General features: G+C 73.5%; 16 protein-coding genes. All 16 read left to right on the top strand.

Going from position 1 to position 15,902, the window contains the following annotated elements:
• The first annotated feature begins 108 nt into the window (after window positions 1-108).
• On the top strand, window positions 109-1,119 hold the full coding sequence (locus BMW67_RS05665) for a PhoH family protein (RefSeq protein ID WP_072746474.1): 1,011 nt from the start codon (window positions 109-111) through the stop codon (window positions 1,117-1,119).
• Complete coding sequence (gene ybeY / locus BMW67_RS05670) at window positions 1,116-1,667, top strand: rRNA maturation RNase YbeY (protein ID WP_245728467.1); 552 nt, start codon at window positions 1,116-1,118, stop codon at window positions 1,665-1,667. The genes BMW67_RS05665 and ybeY overlap by 4 nt, the downstream gene beginning before the upstream one ends.
• Window positions 1,664-2,716, top strand: coding sequence for a hemolysin family protein (locus BMW67_RS05675; RefSeq protein WP_083581161.1), 1,053 nt, complete (start codon window positions 1,664-1,666; stop codon window positions 2,714-2,716). Before ybeY ends, BMW67_RS05675 begins: the two co-directional genes overlap by 4 nt.
• Window positions 2,713-4,227 (top strand): apolipoprotein N-acyltransferase, encoded by a 1,515-nt coding sequence (gene lnt, locus BMW67_RS05680; RefSeq protein ID WP_072746473.1) that lies wholly within the window; start codon window positions 2,713-2,715, stop codon window positions 4,225-4,227. The genes BMW67_RS05675 and lnt overlap by 4 nt, the downstream gene beginning before the upstream one ends.
• Window positions 4,228-4,716: 489 nt before the next feature.
• Window positions 4,717-5,904: a methionine adenosyltransferase gene (gene metK, locus BMW67_RS05685; RefSeq protein ID WP_072746472.1), complete on the top strand. Its 1,188-nt coding sequence runs from the start codon at window positions 4,717-4,719 to the stop codon at window positions 5,902-5,904.
• A 55-nt stretch (window positions 5,905-5,959) separates the two neighbouring features.
• Window positions 5,960-6,694, top strand: a complete 735-nt coding sequence (gene trmB / locus BMW67_RS05690; protein ID WP_072746471.1) for a tRNA (guanosine(46)-N7)-methyltransferase TrmB — start codon at window positions 5,960-5,962, stop codon at window positions 6,692-6,694.
• A 273-nt stretch (window positions 6,695-6,967) separates the two neighbouring features.
• On the top strand, window positions 6,968-8,317 hold the full coding sequence (gene aroA / locus BMW67_RS05695) for a 3-phosphoshikimate 1-carboxyvinyltransferase (RefSeq protein WP_072746470.1): 1,350 nt from the start codon (window positions 6,968-6,970) through the stop codon (window positions 8,315-8,317).
• The gene (locus BMW67_RS05700; protein ID WP_072746469.1) at window positions 8,314-8,979 is read left to right on the top strand and encodes a (d)CMP kinase; all 666 of its coding nucleotides are present in this window, start codon (window positions 8,314-8,316) and stop codon (window positions 8,977-8,979) included. The genes aroA and BMW67_RS05700 overlap by 4 nt, the downstream gene beginning before the upstream one ends.
• Before the next feature lie 165 nt (window positions 8,980-9,144).
• On the top strand, window positions 9,145-10,824 hold the full coding sequence (gene rpsA, locus BMW67_RS05705; protein ID WP_072746468.1) for a 30S ribosomal protein S1: 1,680 nt from the start codon (window positions 9,145-9,147) through the stop codon (window positions 10,822-10,824).
• Window positions 10,825-10,843: 19 nt separating this feature from the next.
• Window positions 10,844-11,737, top strand: a complete 894-nt coding sequence (sppA, locus tag BMW67_RS05710; RefSeq protein ID WP_072746467.1) for a signal peptide peptidase SppA — start codon at window positions 10,844-10,846, stop codon at window positions 11,735-11,737.
• 105 nt (window positions 11,738-11,842) lie between these two features.
• Window positions 11,843-12,157 carry an integration host factor subunit beta gene (gene ihfB / locus BMW67_RS05715; RefSeq protein WP_072746466.1) on the top strand — a complete coding sequence of 105 codons (315 nt, stop codon included), beginning with the start codon at window positions 11,843-11,845 and terminating at the stop codon, window positions 12,155-12,157.
• A gap of 7 nt (window positions 12,158-12,164) precedes the next feature.
• Window positions 12,165-12,509, top strand: a complete 345-nt coding sequence (locus BMW67_RS05720) for a lipopolysaccharide assembly protein LapA domain-containing protein (RefSeq protein ID WP_072746465.1) — start codon at window positions 12,165-12,167, stop codon at window positions 12,507-12,509.
• Between the two features lie 6 nt (window positions 12,510-12,515).
• Entirely contained in the window at window positions 12,516-13,154 is a 639-nt protein-coding gene (locus BMW67_RS05725) for a phosphoribosylanthranilate isomerase (RefSeq protein WP_072746464.1), read from the top strand.
• Window positions 13,155-13,231: 77 nt separating this feature from the next.
• The gene (gene trpB / locus BMW67_RS05730) at window positions 13,232-14,452 is read left to right on the top strand and encodes a tryptophan synthase subunit beta (protein ID WP_072746463.1); all 1,221 of its coding nucleotides are present in this window, start codon (window positions 13,232-13,234) and stop codon (window positions 14,450-14,452) included.
• A 61-nt stretch (window positions 14,453-14,513) separates the two neighbouring features.
• Entirely contained in the window at window positions 14,514-14,852 is a 339-nt protein-coding gene (locus BMW67_RS05735) for a hypothetical protein (protein WP_125458986.1), read from the top strand.
• Between the two features lie 76 nt (window positions 14,853-14,928).
• Window positions 14,929-15,720 carry a tryptophan synthase subunit alpha gene (trpA, locus tag BMW67_RS05740; protein WP_072746461.1) on the top strand — a complete coding sequence of 264 codons (792 nt, stop codon included), beginning with the start codon at window positions 14,929-14,931 and terminating at the stop codon, window positions 15,718-15,720.
• The last annotated feature ends 182 nt before the right edge of the window (window positions 15,721-15,902 follow it).

The raw sequence follows: 15,902 nt of genomic DNA on the forward strand, positions 1-15,902 counted from the left end.
ACCTTTTGATGTGACGCGGCGCAGATGATCGGGCCGTCCCGCCCGCGTCCGGTTCCATCAGGCCCGCCGGGAGAGCAATTGGCGCGCAACGCCCCCCATGACCCCGCCATGGACGGCCCCTTGGCCGTCGCCGACGACGACGCGCCGCGCACGCGGGTCGAATTTCCCGACAATCGCCTTCTGATCGAGCTGTGCGGCGGCTTCGATCGCAATCTCGCCCAGGTCGAGGGCGCGCTGGGCGTGCAGATCGCGCGCCGCGGCAACGTGCTGACGCTGCATGGCGACGAGGACGCCCGCGCGCGCGCGGCCGAGGCGCTGCGCGCGCTCTACCGCCGGCTCGAGGCCGGCCGCGCGGTCGAGCCGGGCGACGTGCTCGCCGCCCTGCGCTTCGGCGCCGCGCCGGACGAGGACGCGCCCCGCGCCGGTCAGCTCGAGATGTTCGCCGGCGGGCGCATGGCCATCCGCACCCGCAAGAAGGCCGTCGAGCCGCGCACCCCCGCCCAGCGCGCCTATGTCGAGGCGCTGTTCGAGAAGGAGCTGGTCTTCGGCCTGGGGCCGGCGGGCACGGGCAAGACCTATCTGGCGGTGGCCGCGGCCGCGGCGATGTTCCTCGAAGGGCGCGTCGACCGCATCGTGCTGTCGCGCCCGGCGGTCGAGGCGGGCGAGCGGCTGGGCTTTCTGCCCGGCGACATGAAGGAGAAGGTCGATCCCTACATGCAGCCGCTTTACGACGCGCTCAACGACCTGATCCCGGCCCGCCAGGTGCAGCGCTTCATCGAGGAGAAGCGCATAGAGATCGCGCCGCTGGCCTTCATGCGCGGGCGCACCCTGTCCAACGCCTTCATCGTTCTGGACGAGGCCCAGAACGCGACCGAGATGCAGATGAAGATGTTCCTGACCCGCCTTGGCGAGGGCGCGCGCATGGCCGTGACCGGCGACCCGGGGCAGGTGGACCTGCCGCGGGGCGTGCGCTCGGGGCTGGTCGCCGCCGATCGGATCCTGCGCGGGGTCGAGGGCGTGGGCTTCGTGCGCTTCACCTCGGCCGACGTGGTGCGTCACCCGCTGGTCGCGCGCATTCTCGAGGCGTGGGACCGCGACGAGCCGGGAGCGGACTCGTGACCGGCCCCGCGCTGAGCGTCGAGCTGATCGCCGAGGCCCCCGGCTGGGCGGCGCTCGACTTCGATCCGGCCGAGGCGGTCGAGCAGGGCGCGCGCATGGCGCTGGAGGCGGCCGGGGTCGCGCGCGGCGCCTATGTCGTCGGCGCGCTGGCGGCGGATGACGCGCGCATGGCGCAGCTGAACGCCGAGCACCGCGGCAAGCCCGCGCCGACCAACGTGCTGTCCTGGCCCGCCTTCGCGCTTTCGGCCGCCGAGCGCGGCCTTGCGCCCGGCGCGCGCCCCGCGCCGCCGCCCGAGGCCGACCCGTTCGGCGAGCCCGTCGAGCTGGGCGATCTGGCCTTCGCGCTCGAGACCGTCGCGCGCGAGGCCGAGGCGCGCGGCCTGAGCCTGCGCGCGCATCTGGTGCATCTGGCGCTGCACGGGACGCTGCATCTGCTGGGCTATGATCACGAGACCGAGCCCGATGCGGCGCTGATGGAGGGCCTCGAAAGCGCGGCCATGCGCAAGGCGGGCTTCGACGATCCCTATGCGCAGGAGGCCGCATCATGAGCGCGCAGGCTTCGTCCGACGGGCCGTCATCCGCCCGCGCGCCCCGCAACTCCGGCGGGGCCGGCGCGGGGCGCGCGCCCGCCTCGGTCCCCGCCTCGGCCCCCACCCCGGCCGCCGTCCCCGCACCCGCCGGCACGGCCGCGCCGGCGCCCGCCGCCGCTCCGGCTTCGGGCGCGCGCGCGCCCGCGGCGCCCGCTCCCGCCGCGCCCGAGCCGCCGCGCCGCGGGTTCTGGGGGCGGCTCGCCGACCTTCTGCGCGGCCGCAAGCCTGCGCCGCCGCCCGTTCCCTCCGGCGCGGACGAAGCCGGCCCGGGCGAGCGCGCCATGCTGGTCAACGTCCGCCGTCTGCGCACCTTGCGCGTGCGCGACGTGATGGTGCCGCGCGGCGACATCGTGTGCGTGCCCGTGACGGCGGCGCTGCCGGATCTGGTCGACGTGTTCCGCCAAAGCGGCCACACGCGCCTGCCCGTGCATGGCGAGACGCTGGACGATCCGCTGGGCTTCGTGCATCTCAAGGACATCGCGCTGACCTACGGCTTCGGGGCCGAGGCCGAGACCTTCGACCTTGGCCGCCATGTGCGCCCGGCGCTTTACGCGCCGCCCTCCATGCCCATCGGCGCGCTGCTGCAGAAGATGCAGAGCGCGCGCGTGCACATGGCGCTGGTCATCGACGAATATGGCGGCGTGGACGGGCTGGTCACGATCGAGGACCTGCTCGAGCAGATCGTGGGCGAGATCGAGGACGAACACGACGTGGACGAGGATGACGAGCTGCGCGAGGAGGCGCGCGGCGTCTTCGTCGCCTCGGCCCGCGTCGAGGTGCCCGAGTTCGAGTCCGCCGCGGGCATCGACCTGTTGCCCGACGACCTGGACGAAGAGGTCGACACGCTGGGCGGGCTGGTCTTCAAGCTGGCCGGGCGCGTGCCCGCCCGCGGCGAGGTGATCCGGCACCCGCAGGGGCATGAGTTCGAGGTGCTGGACGCCGACGCGCGCCGCATCAAGCGCCTGCGCGTGCGGCTGGCCGAGGCGGTGGCGCGGGCCGCGGAATGAGCGGGGCGAAGGTCGGGCCGGCCGCGCGCGCGGCCTTGATGCGCGCGCGCGCCGCGCCTTTCGCGGCCGCCGCGGCGGCGGGCGCGGCCCTGGCCCTGGCCCAGCCGCCCTGGGGCGCATGGTGGCTGGCGCCGCTGGGCTGGGCGGGGCTTGCGGCGCTGACGGCGGAGGCCGGGCCGCGGCGGGCCTTCGCGCTGGGCTGGACGGCGGGCGCGGTCTTTTTCGCCATTGCGATCAGCTGGATCGCCGAGGCCTTCATGGTCGACGCCGCCCGCCATGCATGGATGGCGCCCTTCGCGTTGGCCGGGCTGTGCGGCGGGCTGGCGCTGTTCTGGGGGGCGGGGCTGGCGGGCTTTGCGGCGATGCGGGCGGCGGGCGCATGGCGCGCCGTCGCCTTCGCGGGCGCGCTGACCCTGGCCGAGGCGGCGCGCGCGCGCGTGCTGACCGGCTTTCCCTGGGCGCTGCCGGCGCATGTCTGGGCCGATGCGCCCGTGATCCAGACGCTGGCGCTGTTCGGGCAGGAGGCGCTGGGCTTCGTCACGCTGCTTGGCGCGGCGCTGCCGGTCTTCGCGCGTGCGCGCCTGGCCTGGGCGGCGGGCGGCGCGGCGCTGCTGGCCGCCGCCTGGCTTTGGGGCGCGCATCGCCTGGCGGCGCCCGAGCCCTCGGCCCCCGGCCCGCGCCCATTGGTGCGCATCGTCCAGCCCAACGTCGCGCAGGCGCTCAAATGGGACCCGGCGCTGGCGCCGGTCCACTGGCGCGACCTTCTGGCGCTGACCGCCGCGCCGCGCGCCGACGGGCGCCGGCCGGACGTGGCGATCTGGCCCGAGACGGCCACCGCCTATCTGCCCGACCGCGACGCCGAGGCGCGCCGCCAGGCGGCGGCCGCCGCCCGCGCGCCGGTGCTGGCGGGCGCGCGCCGCTTCGATCCCGCCGCGGGCTGGTTCAACGCGCTGCTGGTCATCGGCGCGGACGGCGCGCTTGAGGCCGTCTACGACAAGGCGCATCTGGTGCCGTTCGGCGAGTATGTTCCCCTGCGCGGCGCGCTGGAGCGGCTGGGGCTGACCGGCCTGGTCGGGCAGGGCTTCGCCGCCGGGCCGGGGCCGCGCACGATCCGCGCGGCGGGTCTGCCGCCCTTCGCGCCGCGCATCTGCTACGAGATCATCTTTCCCGACGAACTGCCGGCCCGGCGTCCCGACTGGATCGTGCAGATCACCAACGACGCCTGGTTCGGCGACAGCGCCGGCCCGCGCCAGCACCTGGCGCAGGCGCGCTTTCGCGCCATCGAGCAGGGATTGCCGGTGGCGCGGGCGGCCAATACCGGCATCTCGGCCATGATCGACGCGCGCGGGCGCATCCTTGCCCGGCTCGAATTGGGAACGCGCGGAACGCTGGACGCGCCGCTGCCGCCCGCGCTGGCGCCCACGCCCTTCGCGCGCACCGGCGGCTGGCCGTGGCTGGCGCTGATCGGCGCGCTCACGGCGCTGGCGGCGACGCGGCGCCGCGCCGTCTGACCCGGGGCGACGCCTGACTCGGCCGCGCGCGCCGGGGCGGCCGCGCCCGGCGGCGACGCTCCGATCCAACCCAGGACGCGCACGCCGGGGCGCGCAGCCCATGCGGGCGTCGCATCGACCCAGCCGGGCCCCGGCCGCCCGCGCCCGGGCGCGGGCGGCGCCGTCAAGTCCCGCCCATCGGCCGCGCGCCATCGGCCCCACCCCGCGCACACGGCGTCTCGGCCCCACGCCGTCTGCGCCGGCGCCGGCGCGGGGGCGGCGCCAGGCTCGCGCCGGGGCGGCGCCGATCCGCCGCGCGATGCGGGGGCCGCCGCCCGCGCCCCGGAGGAAGGCGCTCGCGCCGCCGTTCGCGCGGCGGTTTCGCGGCGCGCGCTCTTGACCCGCGGCGGGCGTTGCGCGTATGTCAGCCGCGCCCGCCGCGCGACGCGCCGCGGGCCGCCCTTGTGCGCGCTGCCGCGCGGCCCGCCGCCTGACCCCGAGGAGACGCCCGTGTCCCGACTGAATTACCTGTTCACCTCCGAATCGGTTTCCGAAGGCCACCCCGACAAGGTGTGCGACCGCATCTCGGACGCCGTTCTCGACGCCTATCTGTCGGTCTTCCCCTACACCCGCGTCGCCTGCGAGACCCTGGCCACCACGAACCGCATCATCATCGCGGGCGAGATCGGCCATCCCGAGGGCCGCGAGGACATCGTGCGCCGGGTCAACCCGACCATCGAGCGGATCGCGCGCGAGTGCATCCGCGACATCGGCTACGAGCAGCCCGGCTTCGACTGGGGCACGGTCGAGATCACCAACCTGCTCCACAGCCAGTCCAAGGACATCGCCATGGGCGTGGACGCCACCGACAGCAAGGACGAGGGCGCCGGCGACCAGGGCATCATGTTCGGCTACGCGGTGGACGAAACCCCCGAGCTGATGCCCGCGCCGATCCACTACGCGCACCGCATCCTGCGCCGCCTGTCCGAGGCCCGCAAGTCGGGCGAGGCGCCGCAGCTGGGCCCCGACGCCAAGACGCAGCTGACCCTGCGCTACGAGGACGGCAAGCCGGTCGAGGTGACCTCGCTGGTGCTCTCGACCCAGCACCTGGACAAGCGCATGAGCTCGGAGCGCGTGCGCGAGGTGGTCGAGCCCTACATCCGCGAGGTGCTGCCCAAGGCGTGGCTCACCTCGAACACCGAGTGGCACGTCAACCCCACCGGCGCCTTCGTCATCGGCGGACCCGACGGCGACGCGGGCCTGACCGGGCGCAAGATCATCGTCGACACCTATGGCGGCGCCGCGCCGCACGGGGGCGGCGCCTTCTCGGGCAAGGATCCGACCAAGGTCGACCGCTCGGCTGCCTACGCCGCGCGCTACCTGGCCAAGAACGTGGTCGCGGCCGGTCTGGCCAGCCGCTGCGTCATCCAGCTCAGCTACGCCATCGGCGTGTCCAAGCCGCTGTCGATCTACGCAAACACCTACGGCACCGCCACGGTGGACGAGGCCGCCATCGAGCGCGCGCTCGGCGAGGTGATGGACCTGACCCCGCGCGGCATCCGCGAGCATCTGGGCCTGAACAAGCCGATCTACCAGCGCACGGCCGCCTACGGGCATTTCGGCCGCGATCCCGAGCCCGACGGCGGCTTCAGCTGGGAGCGCACCGACCTGGTCGACGCGCTCAAGGCGGCGGTCTGACCCGGCCCGGGGCGGCCGCGCGCCGCCCCGCGCCGACACCCGAAGGAAGGTTGCGATGACAGCGAATGGCGAAGGCGCCCCGGGCCGCGCCGACGGCGCGCCCTGGCGCAACTTCTACGGCCGCCGCCATGGCAAGCGGCTGCGCAAGGGGCAGGAAGAGCACCTGCGCACCACGCTTGCGCGCATCGCCCCGCGCGGCGTGACCTGGGAGGAGAACCCCGCGCGCACGCCCATCGACCTTGCCGAGCTGTTCGGCGGTCCGCGCCCGGTCTGGCTCGAGATCGGCTTCGGCGGCGGCGAGCACATGCTGGCCCAGGCCGCCGCCAACCGCGAGGTCGGGATCATCGGCTGCGAGCCCTTCGTCAACGGCGTGGCGATGTTCCTGTCGCACATGGCCCGGCATGGCATCGACAATGTGCGCGTGCATGCGGGCGACGCGCGCGACCTGATGGATGTGCTGCCCGAGGGCGCCATCTCGCGCGTGTTCCTCAACTATCCCGATCCGTGGCCGAAGGCGCGCCATCGCAAGCGCCGCTTCGTCAACCCCGAGAACCTCGACGCGCTGGCGCGCGTGATGGCGCCGGGGGCCGAGCTGCGCCTGGCCACCGACATCGGCGACTATGCGCGCCACGCCCTCGCGCATGTCATGGACCACTCCGCCTTCGTCTGGACCGCCGAGCGGCCCGAGGACTGGCGCCGCCCCTGGCCCGATTGGCCGGGCACGCGCTACGAGGCCAAGGCCCTGCGCGAGGGCCGCACGCCCATCTATCTGACCTTCCGCAGGGTCTGACCGGCCGCCGGCGCGCGCCGCGCCGGCGCGGCGGGGCGGGAGCAGGGCGCGCGGGCGGCGAAAGCCGCGGCCCGATGCGCGGGGCGCCGGGCAAAAGCGTGGGCCGGCGGGCAAGCGCGCGGGGCGCCGGACACGCGCGGGGCGCCGGGCAAACGCGCGGGACGCCGGACAAGCGCGCAGGGCACCGGACACGCGCCGGCGAAGGGCGGTGGACGCGGCGCGCGCGCGTGGCTAGAACCGGGCCGTTCCCGCTGTTCGAACCGGAAGGCCCGCATGACCGCTCATGGCCCCGCCAGCCCCCTGACCGCCCGCCGCGCCGGACCGCTTGCCGGCATCGCGCATGTGCCGGGCGACAAGTCCGTCTCGCATCGGGCGCTGATCCTTGGCGCGCTGTCGGTGGGCGAGACCCGCGTGACCGGCCTGCTCGAAGGGCAGGACGTGCTCGACACCGCCGCGGCCATGCGCGCCTTCGGCGCCGAGGTCGAGCGCCTCGCGCCCGGCGAGTGGCGCGTGCACGGCGTGGGCGTGGGCGGCTTCGCCGAGCCCGAGAACGTCATCGACTGCGGCAATTCGGGCACCGGGGTGCGCCTGATCATGGGCGCCATGGCGACCACGCCCATCAGCGCCTGCTTCACCGGCGACGCCTCGCTGCGCTCGCGCCCCATGGGGCGGGTGACCGAGCCGCTGGCGCTGTTCGGCGCGCGCGCGCAGGGGCGCGCGGGCGGGCGGCTGCCGCTGGTGCTGACCGGGGCTTCCGATCCGGTTCCCGTCAGCTACCGCCTGCCGGTGCCCTCGGCGCAGGTCAAGTCGGCGGTGCTGCTGGCCGGGCTCAACGCCCCCGGCGTGACCGAGGTGATCGAGCGCGAGCCCACCCGCGACCATACCGAGCGCATGCTGCGCGGCTTTGGCGCCCGGGTCGAGATCGAGCGCGACGGCCCCGACCGGATCATCCGCCTGACCGGCCGGCCCGAGCTGACCGGCCAGACCATCGCCGCCCCGCGCGATCCCAGCTCGGCGGCCTTCCCGGTCTGCGCGGCGCTGATCGTCGAGGGCTCGGACGTGCTGGTCCCCGGCGTGTGCCTCAACCCCACCCGCGCCGGCCTTTACGAGACGCTGCGCGAGATGGGCGCGGACCTGGTCTTCGAGAACCCGCGCGAAGAGGGGGGCGAGCCCGTGGCCGATCTGCGCGCGCGCTTCTCGACGCTGCGCGGCGTCGAGACCCCGCCCGAGCGCGCGCCGGCGATGATCGACGAATACCCGATCCTGTCCGTGGTCGCCGCCTTCGCCGAGGGACGCACCGTCATGCGCGGCGTGCGCGAGCTGCGCGTCAAGGAATCGGACCGCATCGACGCCATGGCCCGCGGGCTCGAGGCCTGCGGCGTGACGGTCGAAGAGGACGAGGACACGCTGATCGTCCACGGCATGGGGCCGGGCGGCGTGCCGGGCGGGGCGACCTGCGCCTCGCGGCTCGATCACCGCATCGCCATGTCGTTCCTGTGCCTTGGCATGGCGTCGCGCCGCCCGGTGACGGTGGACGACGCCGGCCCGGTGGCGACCTCGTTCCCCGGCTTTCGCGCGCTCATGCAGTCGCTGGGCGCGGCGTTCGAGGAGCGGGCGGCATGAGCGCGGCCTGCGCGGGGCGCTTCGTGGTGGCGCTGGACGGCCCCGCGGCGGCGGGCAAGGGCACCATCGCGCGGGCGCTGGCGGCGCGCTTCGGCTTCGCGCATCTGGACACGGGGCTGCTCTATCGCGCGGTGGGGCGCAAGGCGCTGGCCGCGGGGGGCGGGGCGATCAGGCCCGAGGACGCGATCCGCGCCGCGCGCGCGCTGCGCGCCGAGGATCTGCAGGCGCCGGGGCTGCGCGATCCGCAGGTGGGGCAGGCGGCCTCGCAGGCGGCGGCGCTGCCCGAGGTGCGGGCCGCGCTGCTGGACTTCCAGCGCGCCTTCGCCGCCCGGCCCGGCGGCGCGGTGCTGGACGGGCGCGACATCGGCACGGTCATCTGCCCGGACGCGGATGTGAAGCTGTTCGTCACCGCCTCGGACGAGGTGCGCGCGCGCCGGCGCTGCGCCGAGCTGCGCGCGGGCGGGGCGGAGGCGACGTTCGAGCAGGTGCTCGAGGATCTGCGCCGGCGCGACGCGCGCGACGCGGCGCGCGAGGCGGCGCCGATGAAGCCGGCCCCCGACGCGGTCTTGCTTGACACGACGAAATTGAGTATAGACGCGGCGGTCGCCCAAGCGGCGGCGCTGATCGAGCGGAAATGTGCTGGCAGAGCAGGCGGGGGGTGATTCCCTGCGCGGCGACAAACCCCGGACACCCGACATGGCCCGGTGTTCGCCGGGCTTTCGCTTTTTCGCACGCGCCCGCTTGCCGTCGGCGACGGACCCAGAGGAAAGACCGCCGGACCCAACCGGCTGGCCGGAAACCATAGACCCATACGGAGACCCGACTGCATGCCCGCAGCAACCATGGAAGAATTCGAGGCGCTTCTCAACGAGAGCCTCGAGATCGCGACCCCTCAGGAAGGCAGCGTCGTTCGCGGCAAGGTTCTCGCCATCGAGAACGGCCAGGCGATCATCGACGTCGGCTTCAAGATGGAGGGGCGCGTCGACCTCAAGGAATTCGCCAAGCCCGGCCATGAGCCCGAGATCAAGGTCGGCGACGAGGTCGAGGTGTATCTCGAGCGCGTCGAGAACGCCCGCGGCGAGGCCGTGATCTCGCGCGACAAGGCCCGCCGCGAAGAGGCCTGGGACCGTCTCGAGAAGGCCTACGAGAAGGAAGAGCGCGTCGAGGGCGCCATCTTCGGCCGCGTCAAGGGCGGCTTCACCGTGGACCTGGGCGGCGCCGTGGCCTTCCTGCCGGGCAGCCAGGTCGATGTGCGCCCCGTGCGCGACGTCACGCCGCTGATGGGCATCCCGCAGCCCTTCCAGATCCTCAAGATGGACCGCCGCCGCGGCAACATCGTGGTCTCGCGCCGCGCCGTGCTCGAGGAAAGCCGCGCCGAGCAGCGCGCCGAGGTCGTCGCGCGCCTGAAGGAAGGCGACGTGGTCGAGGGCGTGGTGAAGAACATCACCGATTACGGCGCGTTCGTGGACCTGGGCGGCGTCGACGGCCTGCTGCACGTCACCGACATGGCCTGGCGGCGCGTCAACCACCCCTCCGAGATCCTGAACATCGGCGAGACCGTCAAGGTCCAGGTGATCAAGATCAACAAGGACACCCACCGCATCAGCCTGGGCATGAAGCAGCTGCAGGCCGATCCGTGGGAGGGCGTCGAGGCCAAGTATCCCGTCGGCGCCAAGCTGCCGGGCCGCGTGACCAACATCACCGACTACGGCGCCTTCGTCGAGCTGGAGCCGGGCGTCGAGGGCCTGGTCCACGTCTCGGAGATGAGCTGGACCAAGAAGAACGTCCATCCGGGCAAGATCGTCTCCACCTCTCAGGAGGTCGAGGTGATGGTGCTGGACGTCGATCCGGTCAAGCGCCGCGTCTCGCTGGGCCTCAAGCAGTGCCTGCAGAACCCCTGGGAGGCCTTCGCCGAGAAGTTCCCGCCGGGCTCGAAGGTCGAGGGCGAGGTCAAGAACATCACCGAGTTCGGCCTGTTCATCGGTCTCGAGGGCGACATCGACGGCATGGTGCACCTGTCCGATCTGGACTGGGACCGTCCCGGCGAGCAGGCGATCCAGGACTACAAGAAGGGCGACGTCGTCCAGGCGGTGGTGCTGGACGTGGACGTCGAGAAGGAGCGCATCTCGCTCGGCATCAAGCAGCTTGACGGCGATCCCTTCGCCGACGCCGTGGCCGGCGTGAAGCGCGGCGACGTCGTCACCTGCACCGTCACCGCGATCGAGGATGGCGGCATCGAGGTGGAATACGACGGCATGAAGTCGTTCATCCGCCGCTCGGACCTGGCGCGCGACCGTCAGGACCAGCGCCCCGAGCGCTTCTCGGTCGGCGACAAGGTGGATGCGCGCGTGACCAACATCGACCGCGCCTCGCGGCGCCTCGGCCTGTCGATCAAGGCGCGCGAGATCGCCGAAGAGAAGGAGGCCGTGCAGCAGTATGGCTCGTCCGACTCGGGCGCCTCGCTGGGCGACATCCTGAGCGCGGCCCTCAAGGAGCGCGGCGAGTGATCGCCGCCGCTTCGCGGGCATGACCACGCTCGACGACATCGAACGGCGCCGCTTGCGGCGCCGTTTATGGTTCTGGCGTATCCTGGCGCTGATCCTGCTGGCCGTGGCGGCGGCGGCGCTGCTGGCGCCCGAGCCGGGGCCCTCGGGGCCGCGGGTGGCGCGGGTGCAGCTGTCGGGCGTGATCGCCGACGACCCCGAGCGCGACGCCTTTCTCGAATCGCTGGCCGAGGACGACGAGGTGCGCGCCGTGATCCTGCGCATCAACAGCCCCGGCGGCACCACGGTCGGGGCCGAGGCGCTGTATGATTCGCTGCGCCGCCTGGCCGCGCGCAAGCCGCTGGTCGCCATCGCCGGCGAGGTCGCCGCCTCGGGCGCCTACATCGCCGCCCTCGCGGCCGACCGCTTCATCGTGCGCGGCAATTCGATCGTCGGCTCGATCGGGGTCATCGCCCAGCATCCCGAACTGTCCGAGCTGCTCGATTCGATCGGCGTGCGCATGGTCGAGGTGAAGTCCTCGCCGCTCAAGGCCGCGCCCTCGCCCTTCGCCCCCGCCGACGAGGCCGCGCTGGAGGTCGAGCGCGCCATGATCCGCGACGCCTACGCCTGGTTCCGCGACCTGGTGGCCGAGCGCCGCGGGCTGCGCGGCGCGGCGCTCGAGCGCGTGGCGGATGGGCGAATCATGACCGGGCGCATGGCCGTGGCCGCCGGGCTGGCGGACCAGATCGGGGCCGAGCGCGAGGCGCGCGCCTGGCTCGAGGAACGCGGCGTGCCGGCCGATCTGCCCGTCGCGGACGCGCGCCCGCGCGAGAAGGGCGCCTCGACGCTCGAGCGGCTGATCGACCTGCTGCGCGGCGCCGGCTCGGCCGCGCGCGCGCTGACGGCGGGGCCGCGGCTGATGTCGATCCAGCGCTGACCTGCATCGCGCCGCGGGCCGGGCGCGGTTTTGCGGTGACATTCCGCGCCGCAGCCGCGATAGTCCCAAGGCATCGGACGAGAAGATCCGCGGGGAGGAGAAGGCATGATTAGATCGGAACTCATCCAGCGTCTGACGGAAGAGAACCCGCATCTCTACCATCGCGACGTCGAACGCATCGTCGCCACGGTGTTCGAGGAGATCACGCGCGCGCTGGCCGACGGCGACCGGGTCGAGCTGCGCGGATTCGGCGCCTTTTCGGTCAAGACGCGCGAGGCCAGGATGGGCCGCAACCCCCGCACGGGCGAATCCGTGGCCGTCCCGGAAAAGCGCGTGCCCTTTTTCCGCACGGGCAAGGAGCTGCGCCTGCGGCTGAACCAGGCGCAGACCGGCCAGGACCGCCCCGCTCAAGAGGAGTGAACGCCAGGTGCGCATCGTCAAATTCATCCTGCTGGCCGCCATCGCGCTGGCCGCCATCGCCTTCGGCGTGGCCAATCGCGGCCCGGCCACCGTGCACGCCCTGCCGCCCGAGCTGGACATGGGCCTTGGCCTGTCGGGCGGGGTGACGGTTCCGCTCTTCGTCGCGCTGTTCGCCGCCTTCTTCGTCGGCGTCGCGGCGGGGCTGCTGCTCGAGGCGGTGCGCGAGCGCGGCCATCGCCGGGCCGAGCGCGAATACAAGCGCAAGGCCGCCGAGCTGCAGCGCGAACTCAAGCGCCTCGAGCGCAAGGCGGGCGAGGAGGATGCCGACATCCTCGGACTGGCGCGCGGCTGAGGGGCGATGCGGGTCAAGATCTGCGGCCTGACCGAGCCCGAGGGGCTGCGCGCGGCGGCCGGCGCCGGCGCGGCCTATGTCGGCTTCGTGTTCTTCGCGCGCTCGCCGCGCAACGTCGCCCCGGCCGAGGCCGCGCGGCTGGCGGCGCTGGCGCCGGCGGGCCTGTGCAAGGTGGCGCTGACGGTCGATGCCGACGACGCCGCGCTCGAGGCGATTCTCGAGGCCGCCCCCATCGACATGCTGCAGCTGCACGGCGCCGAGACGCCCGAGCGCGTCGCGCAGCTGCGCGAGCGCTTCGGCCTGCCGGTGATGAAGGCGGTGGGCGTGGCCGACGAGGGCGACCTGCCCGCCATCGCCGAGCACGCGCGCGCGGCCGATCAGCTGCTGATCGACGCCAGGCCGCCGCGCGGCGCGGCGTTGCCGGGGGGCAACGGGCTCAGCTTCGACTGGCGGCTGCTGCAGGGGCGGCGCTGGGCCGTTCCGTGGATGCTGGCGGGCGGGCTGACCCCCGAGAACGTCGCCGAGGCCGTGCGGCTGACCGGCGCGCGGCAGGTGGACGTCTCGTCCGGGGTCGAGCGCGCGCCCGGTATCAAGGACCCCGCGCGCATCGCCGCCTTCGTGCGCGCCGCCGCCGCGGCCGCCTGACCCGCGATCGGCGATCGACTAGCCCGCGCCAAGGCGCTAAACACCCCTTTCGCAGGCCAAGCTACGAGGAATTCGAGATGAGCGCAGAGGGCGTCAACAGCTACCGCACCGGCCCGGACGAGCGCGGGCGCTTCGGCATCTACGGGGGGCGCTTCGTCTCCGAGACGCTGATGCCGCTGATCCTCGATCTCGAGGCCCGCTACGAGCACGCCAAGACCGACCCGTCCTTCTGGGCCGAGATGGACGATCTGTGGAAGCACTATGTCGGCCGTCCCTCGCCGCTCTACTTCGCCGAGCGCCTGACCGAGCAGCTGGGCGGCGCGAAGATCTACATGAAGCGCGACGAGCTCAACCACACCGGCGCGCACAAGATCAACAACGTGCTGGGGCAGATCATCCTTGCCCGGCGCATGGGCAAGACGCGCATCATCGCCGAGACCGGCGCCGGCCAGCATGGCGTGGCCACGGCCACGGTCTGCGCCAAGTTCGGGCTCAAATGCGTCGTCTACATGGGCGCGACGGACGTCGAGCGGCAAAAGCCCAACGTCTTCCGCATGAAGCTGCTGGGCGCCGAGGTGGTGCCCGTGACCTCGGGGCGCGGCACGCTCAAGGACGCGATGAACGAGGCGCTGCGCGACTGGGTCACCTATGTGGACGACACGTTCTACTGCATCGGCACGGTCGCCGGCCCGCATCCCTATCCGGCCATGGTGCGCGACTTCCAGTCGATCATCGGGCGCGAGACCCGCGCGCAGATGCTCGAGCGCGAGGGCCGTCTGCCCGACACGCTGGTCGCCTGCATCGGCGGCGGCTCGAACGCCATGGGCCTGTTCCATCCCTTCCTCGACGACGAGAGCGTGCGCATCATCGGCGTCGAGGCCGGCGGCCACGGCGTGGACGCGCGCATGGAGCATGCCGCCTCGCTGACCGGCGGGCGGCCGGGCGTGCTGCACGGCAACCGCACCTATCTGCTGCAGGACGAGGACGGGCAGATCCTGGAGGGGCACTCGATCTCGGCCGGGCTCGACTATCCGGGCATCGGCCCCGAACACGCTTGGCTGCATGATGCGGGGCGGGTGGAATACGTGGCCGTGACCGACGACGAGGCGCTCGAGGCGTTCCAGGCCTGCTGCCGGGCCGAGGGCATCATTCCCGCCCTTGAACCCAGCCACGCGCTGGCGCATGTGATGAAGATCGCGCCCGAGCTGCCGAAGGACCACCTCTTGGTCATGAACATGTGCGGGCGCGGCGACAAGGACATCTTCACCGTGGCCGAGGCGCTGGGGGCGAAGATCTGAAGGGGCGGCGCGCCGCCCGAAGAACCTGGGGCCGCGGGCCCCGAACAAGGGATCACGTTACGTGACTGACTTCAAAACGGGCGACATGGTCGTCCTCATCTCGGGTTCCATGCGCATGGCGGTGGAAGAGGTTCGCGACGACCGCGTGAAGGTCGTCTGGTGCCACGAGGGCCGCGTGGGCCGCGACGAATTCGACGCGCGCCTGCTCAACAAGTGGGAAGCGCGCGAGGGGCAGGGCGCCGGCCCGCGCCCATTCGGCGGCAAGCCGCAGGGCGATCGCGGCGGCAAGCCGTGGCAGAACCGCGACGAGCGCCCGCGCGGCGGCGACGACCGCCCCCCGCGCAAGACCGGCTGGGACGGAAAGCCGCGCGACAAGAAGTATTTCCGCAAGGAAGACTGACCCCGACCCGCCGCCGCCCGGCCCCGCGCCCGGCGGCGGCGGATGACCGCCCCATCGCACGACGAGAGAGCCGCCCATGACCCGCATCGCCGACCGTTTCGCCGAGCTCAAGGCCCAGGGCCGTTCGGCCTTCGTGTCCTTCGTGATGGCCGGAGACCCGGATTTCGAGACCTCGCTCGAGCTGGTGCGCGGGCTGCCCGGCGCGGGGGTGGACGTGATCGAGCTGGGCATGCCCTTCACCGATCCCATGGCCGACGGTCCGGCCATCCAGCTGGCCGGACAGCGCGCCCTGGCGGCGGGCATGACGCTGTCGCGCGTGCTCGACCTGGTCGCCGCCTTCCGCAAGGAAGACGACCGCACCCCGATCGTCCTCATGGGCTATTACAACCCCATCTACGCGATGGGCGTGCCGCGCTTTCTCGAACGCGCCAGGGCGGCGGGGGTGGACGGCCTGATCGTGGTCGATCTGCCGCCCGAAGAGGATGACGAGCTGTGCCTGCCCGCCCGCGCGGCGGGGCTGGACTTCATCCGCCTGGCGACGCCGACCACCGACGACGCGCGCCTGCCCAAGGTGCTGAGCAACGCCTCGGGCTTCGTCTATTACGTCTCGATCACCGGCATCACCGGCGCGGCCGCCGCCGACGCGGCGCGCGTCGCGCCCGAGGTGGCGCGCATCAAGGCGCGCACCGATCTGCCGGTCTGCGTGGGCTTCGGCATCAAGACGCCCGAATCGGCGCGCGATATCGCGGCGGCGGCCGACGGCGCCGTGGTCGGCTCGGCCATCGTCGAGCGGCTGGGCCGCGGCGAGCCGCCCGCCCGCATCCTCGAATTCGTCCGCAGCCTGGCCGACGCCGCCCACGGCGCCTGACCCGCCGCGGGCCGGGCGAGCGCGCAACGCCGCCCCCGGGGCGCGCATCCCGCAGCCGCCAGGCCGCCCTGTCCCGCGCCCTCGTGCCGGGCGCGCGGCCTCGGAGCGCGCGCGGATGCGCCTTCGGCGATCGCATCGGCCTTGATCGAAGCCGCCCGCGCAGGCCCGCCCGGCGCGGACGC

The organism is Oceanicella actignis (assembly GCF_900111545.1).
Taxonomy (GTDB): Bacteria; Pseudomonadota; Alphaproteobacteria; order Rhodobacterales; family Rhodobacteraceae; genus Oceanicella; species Oceanicella actignis.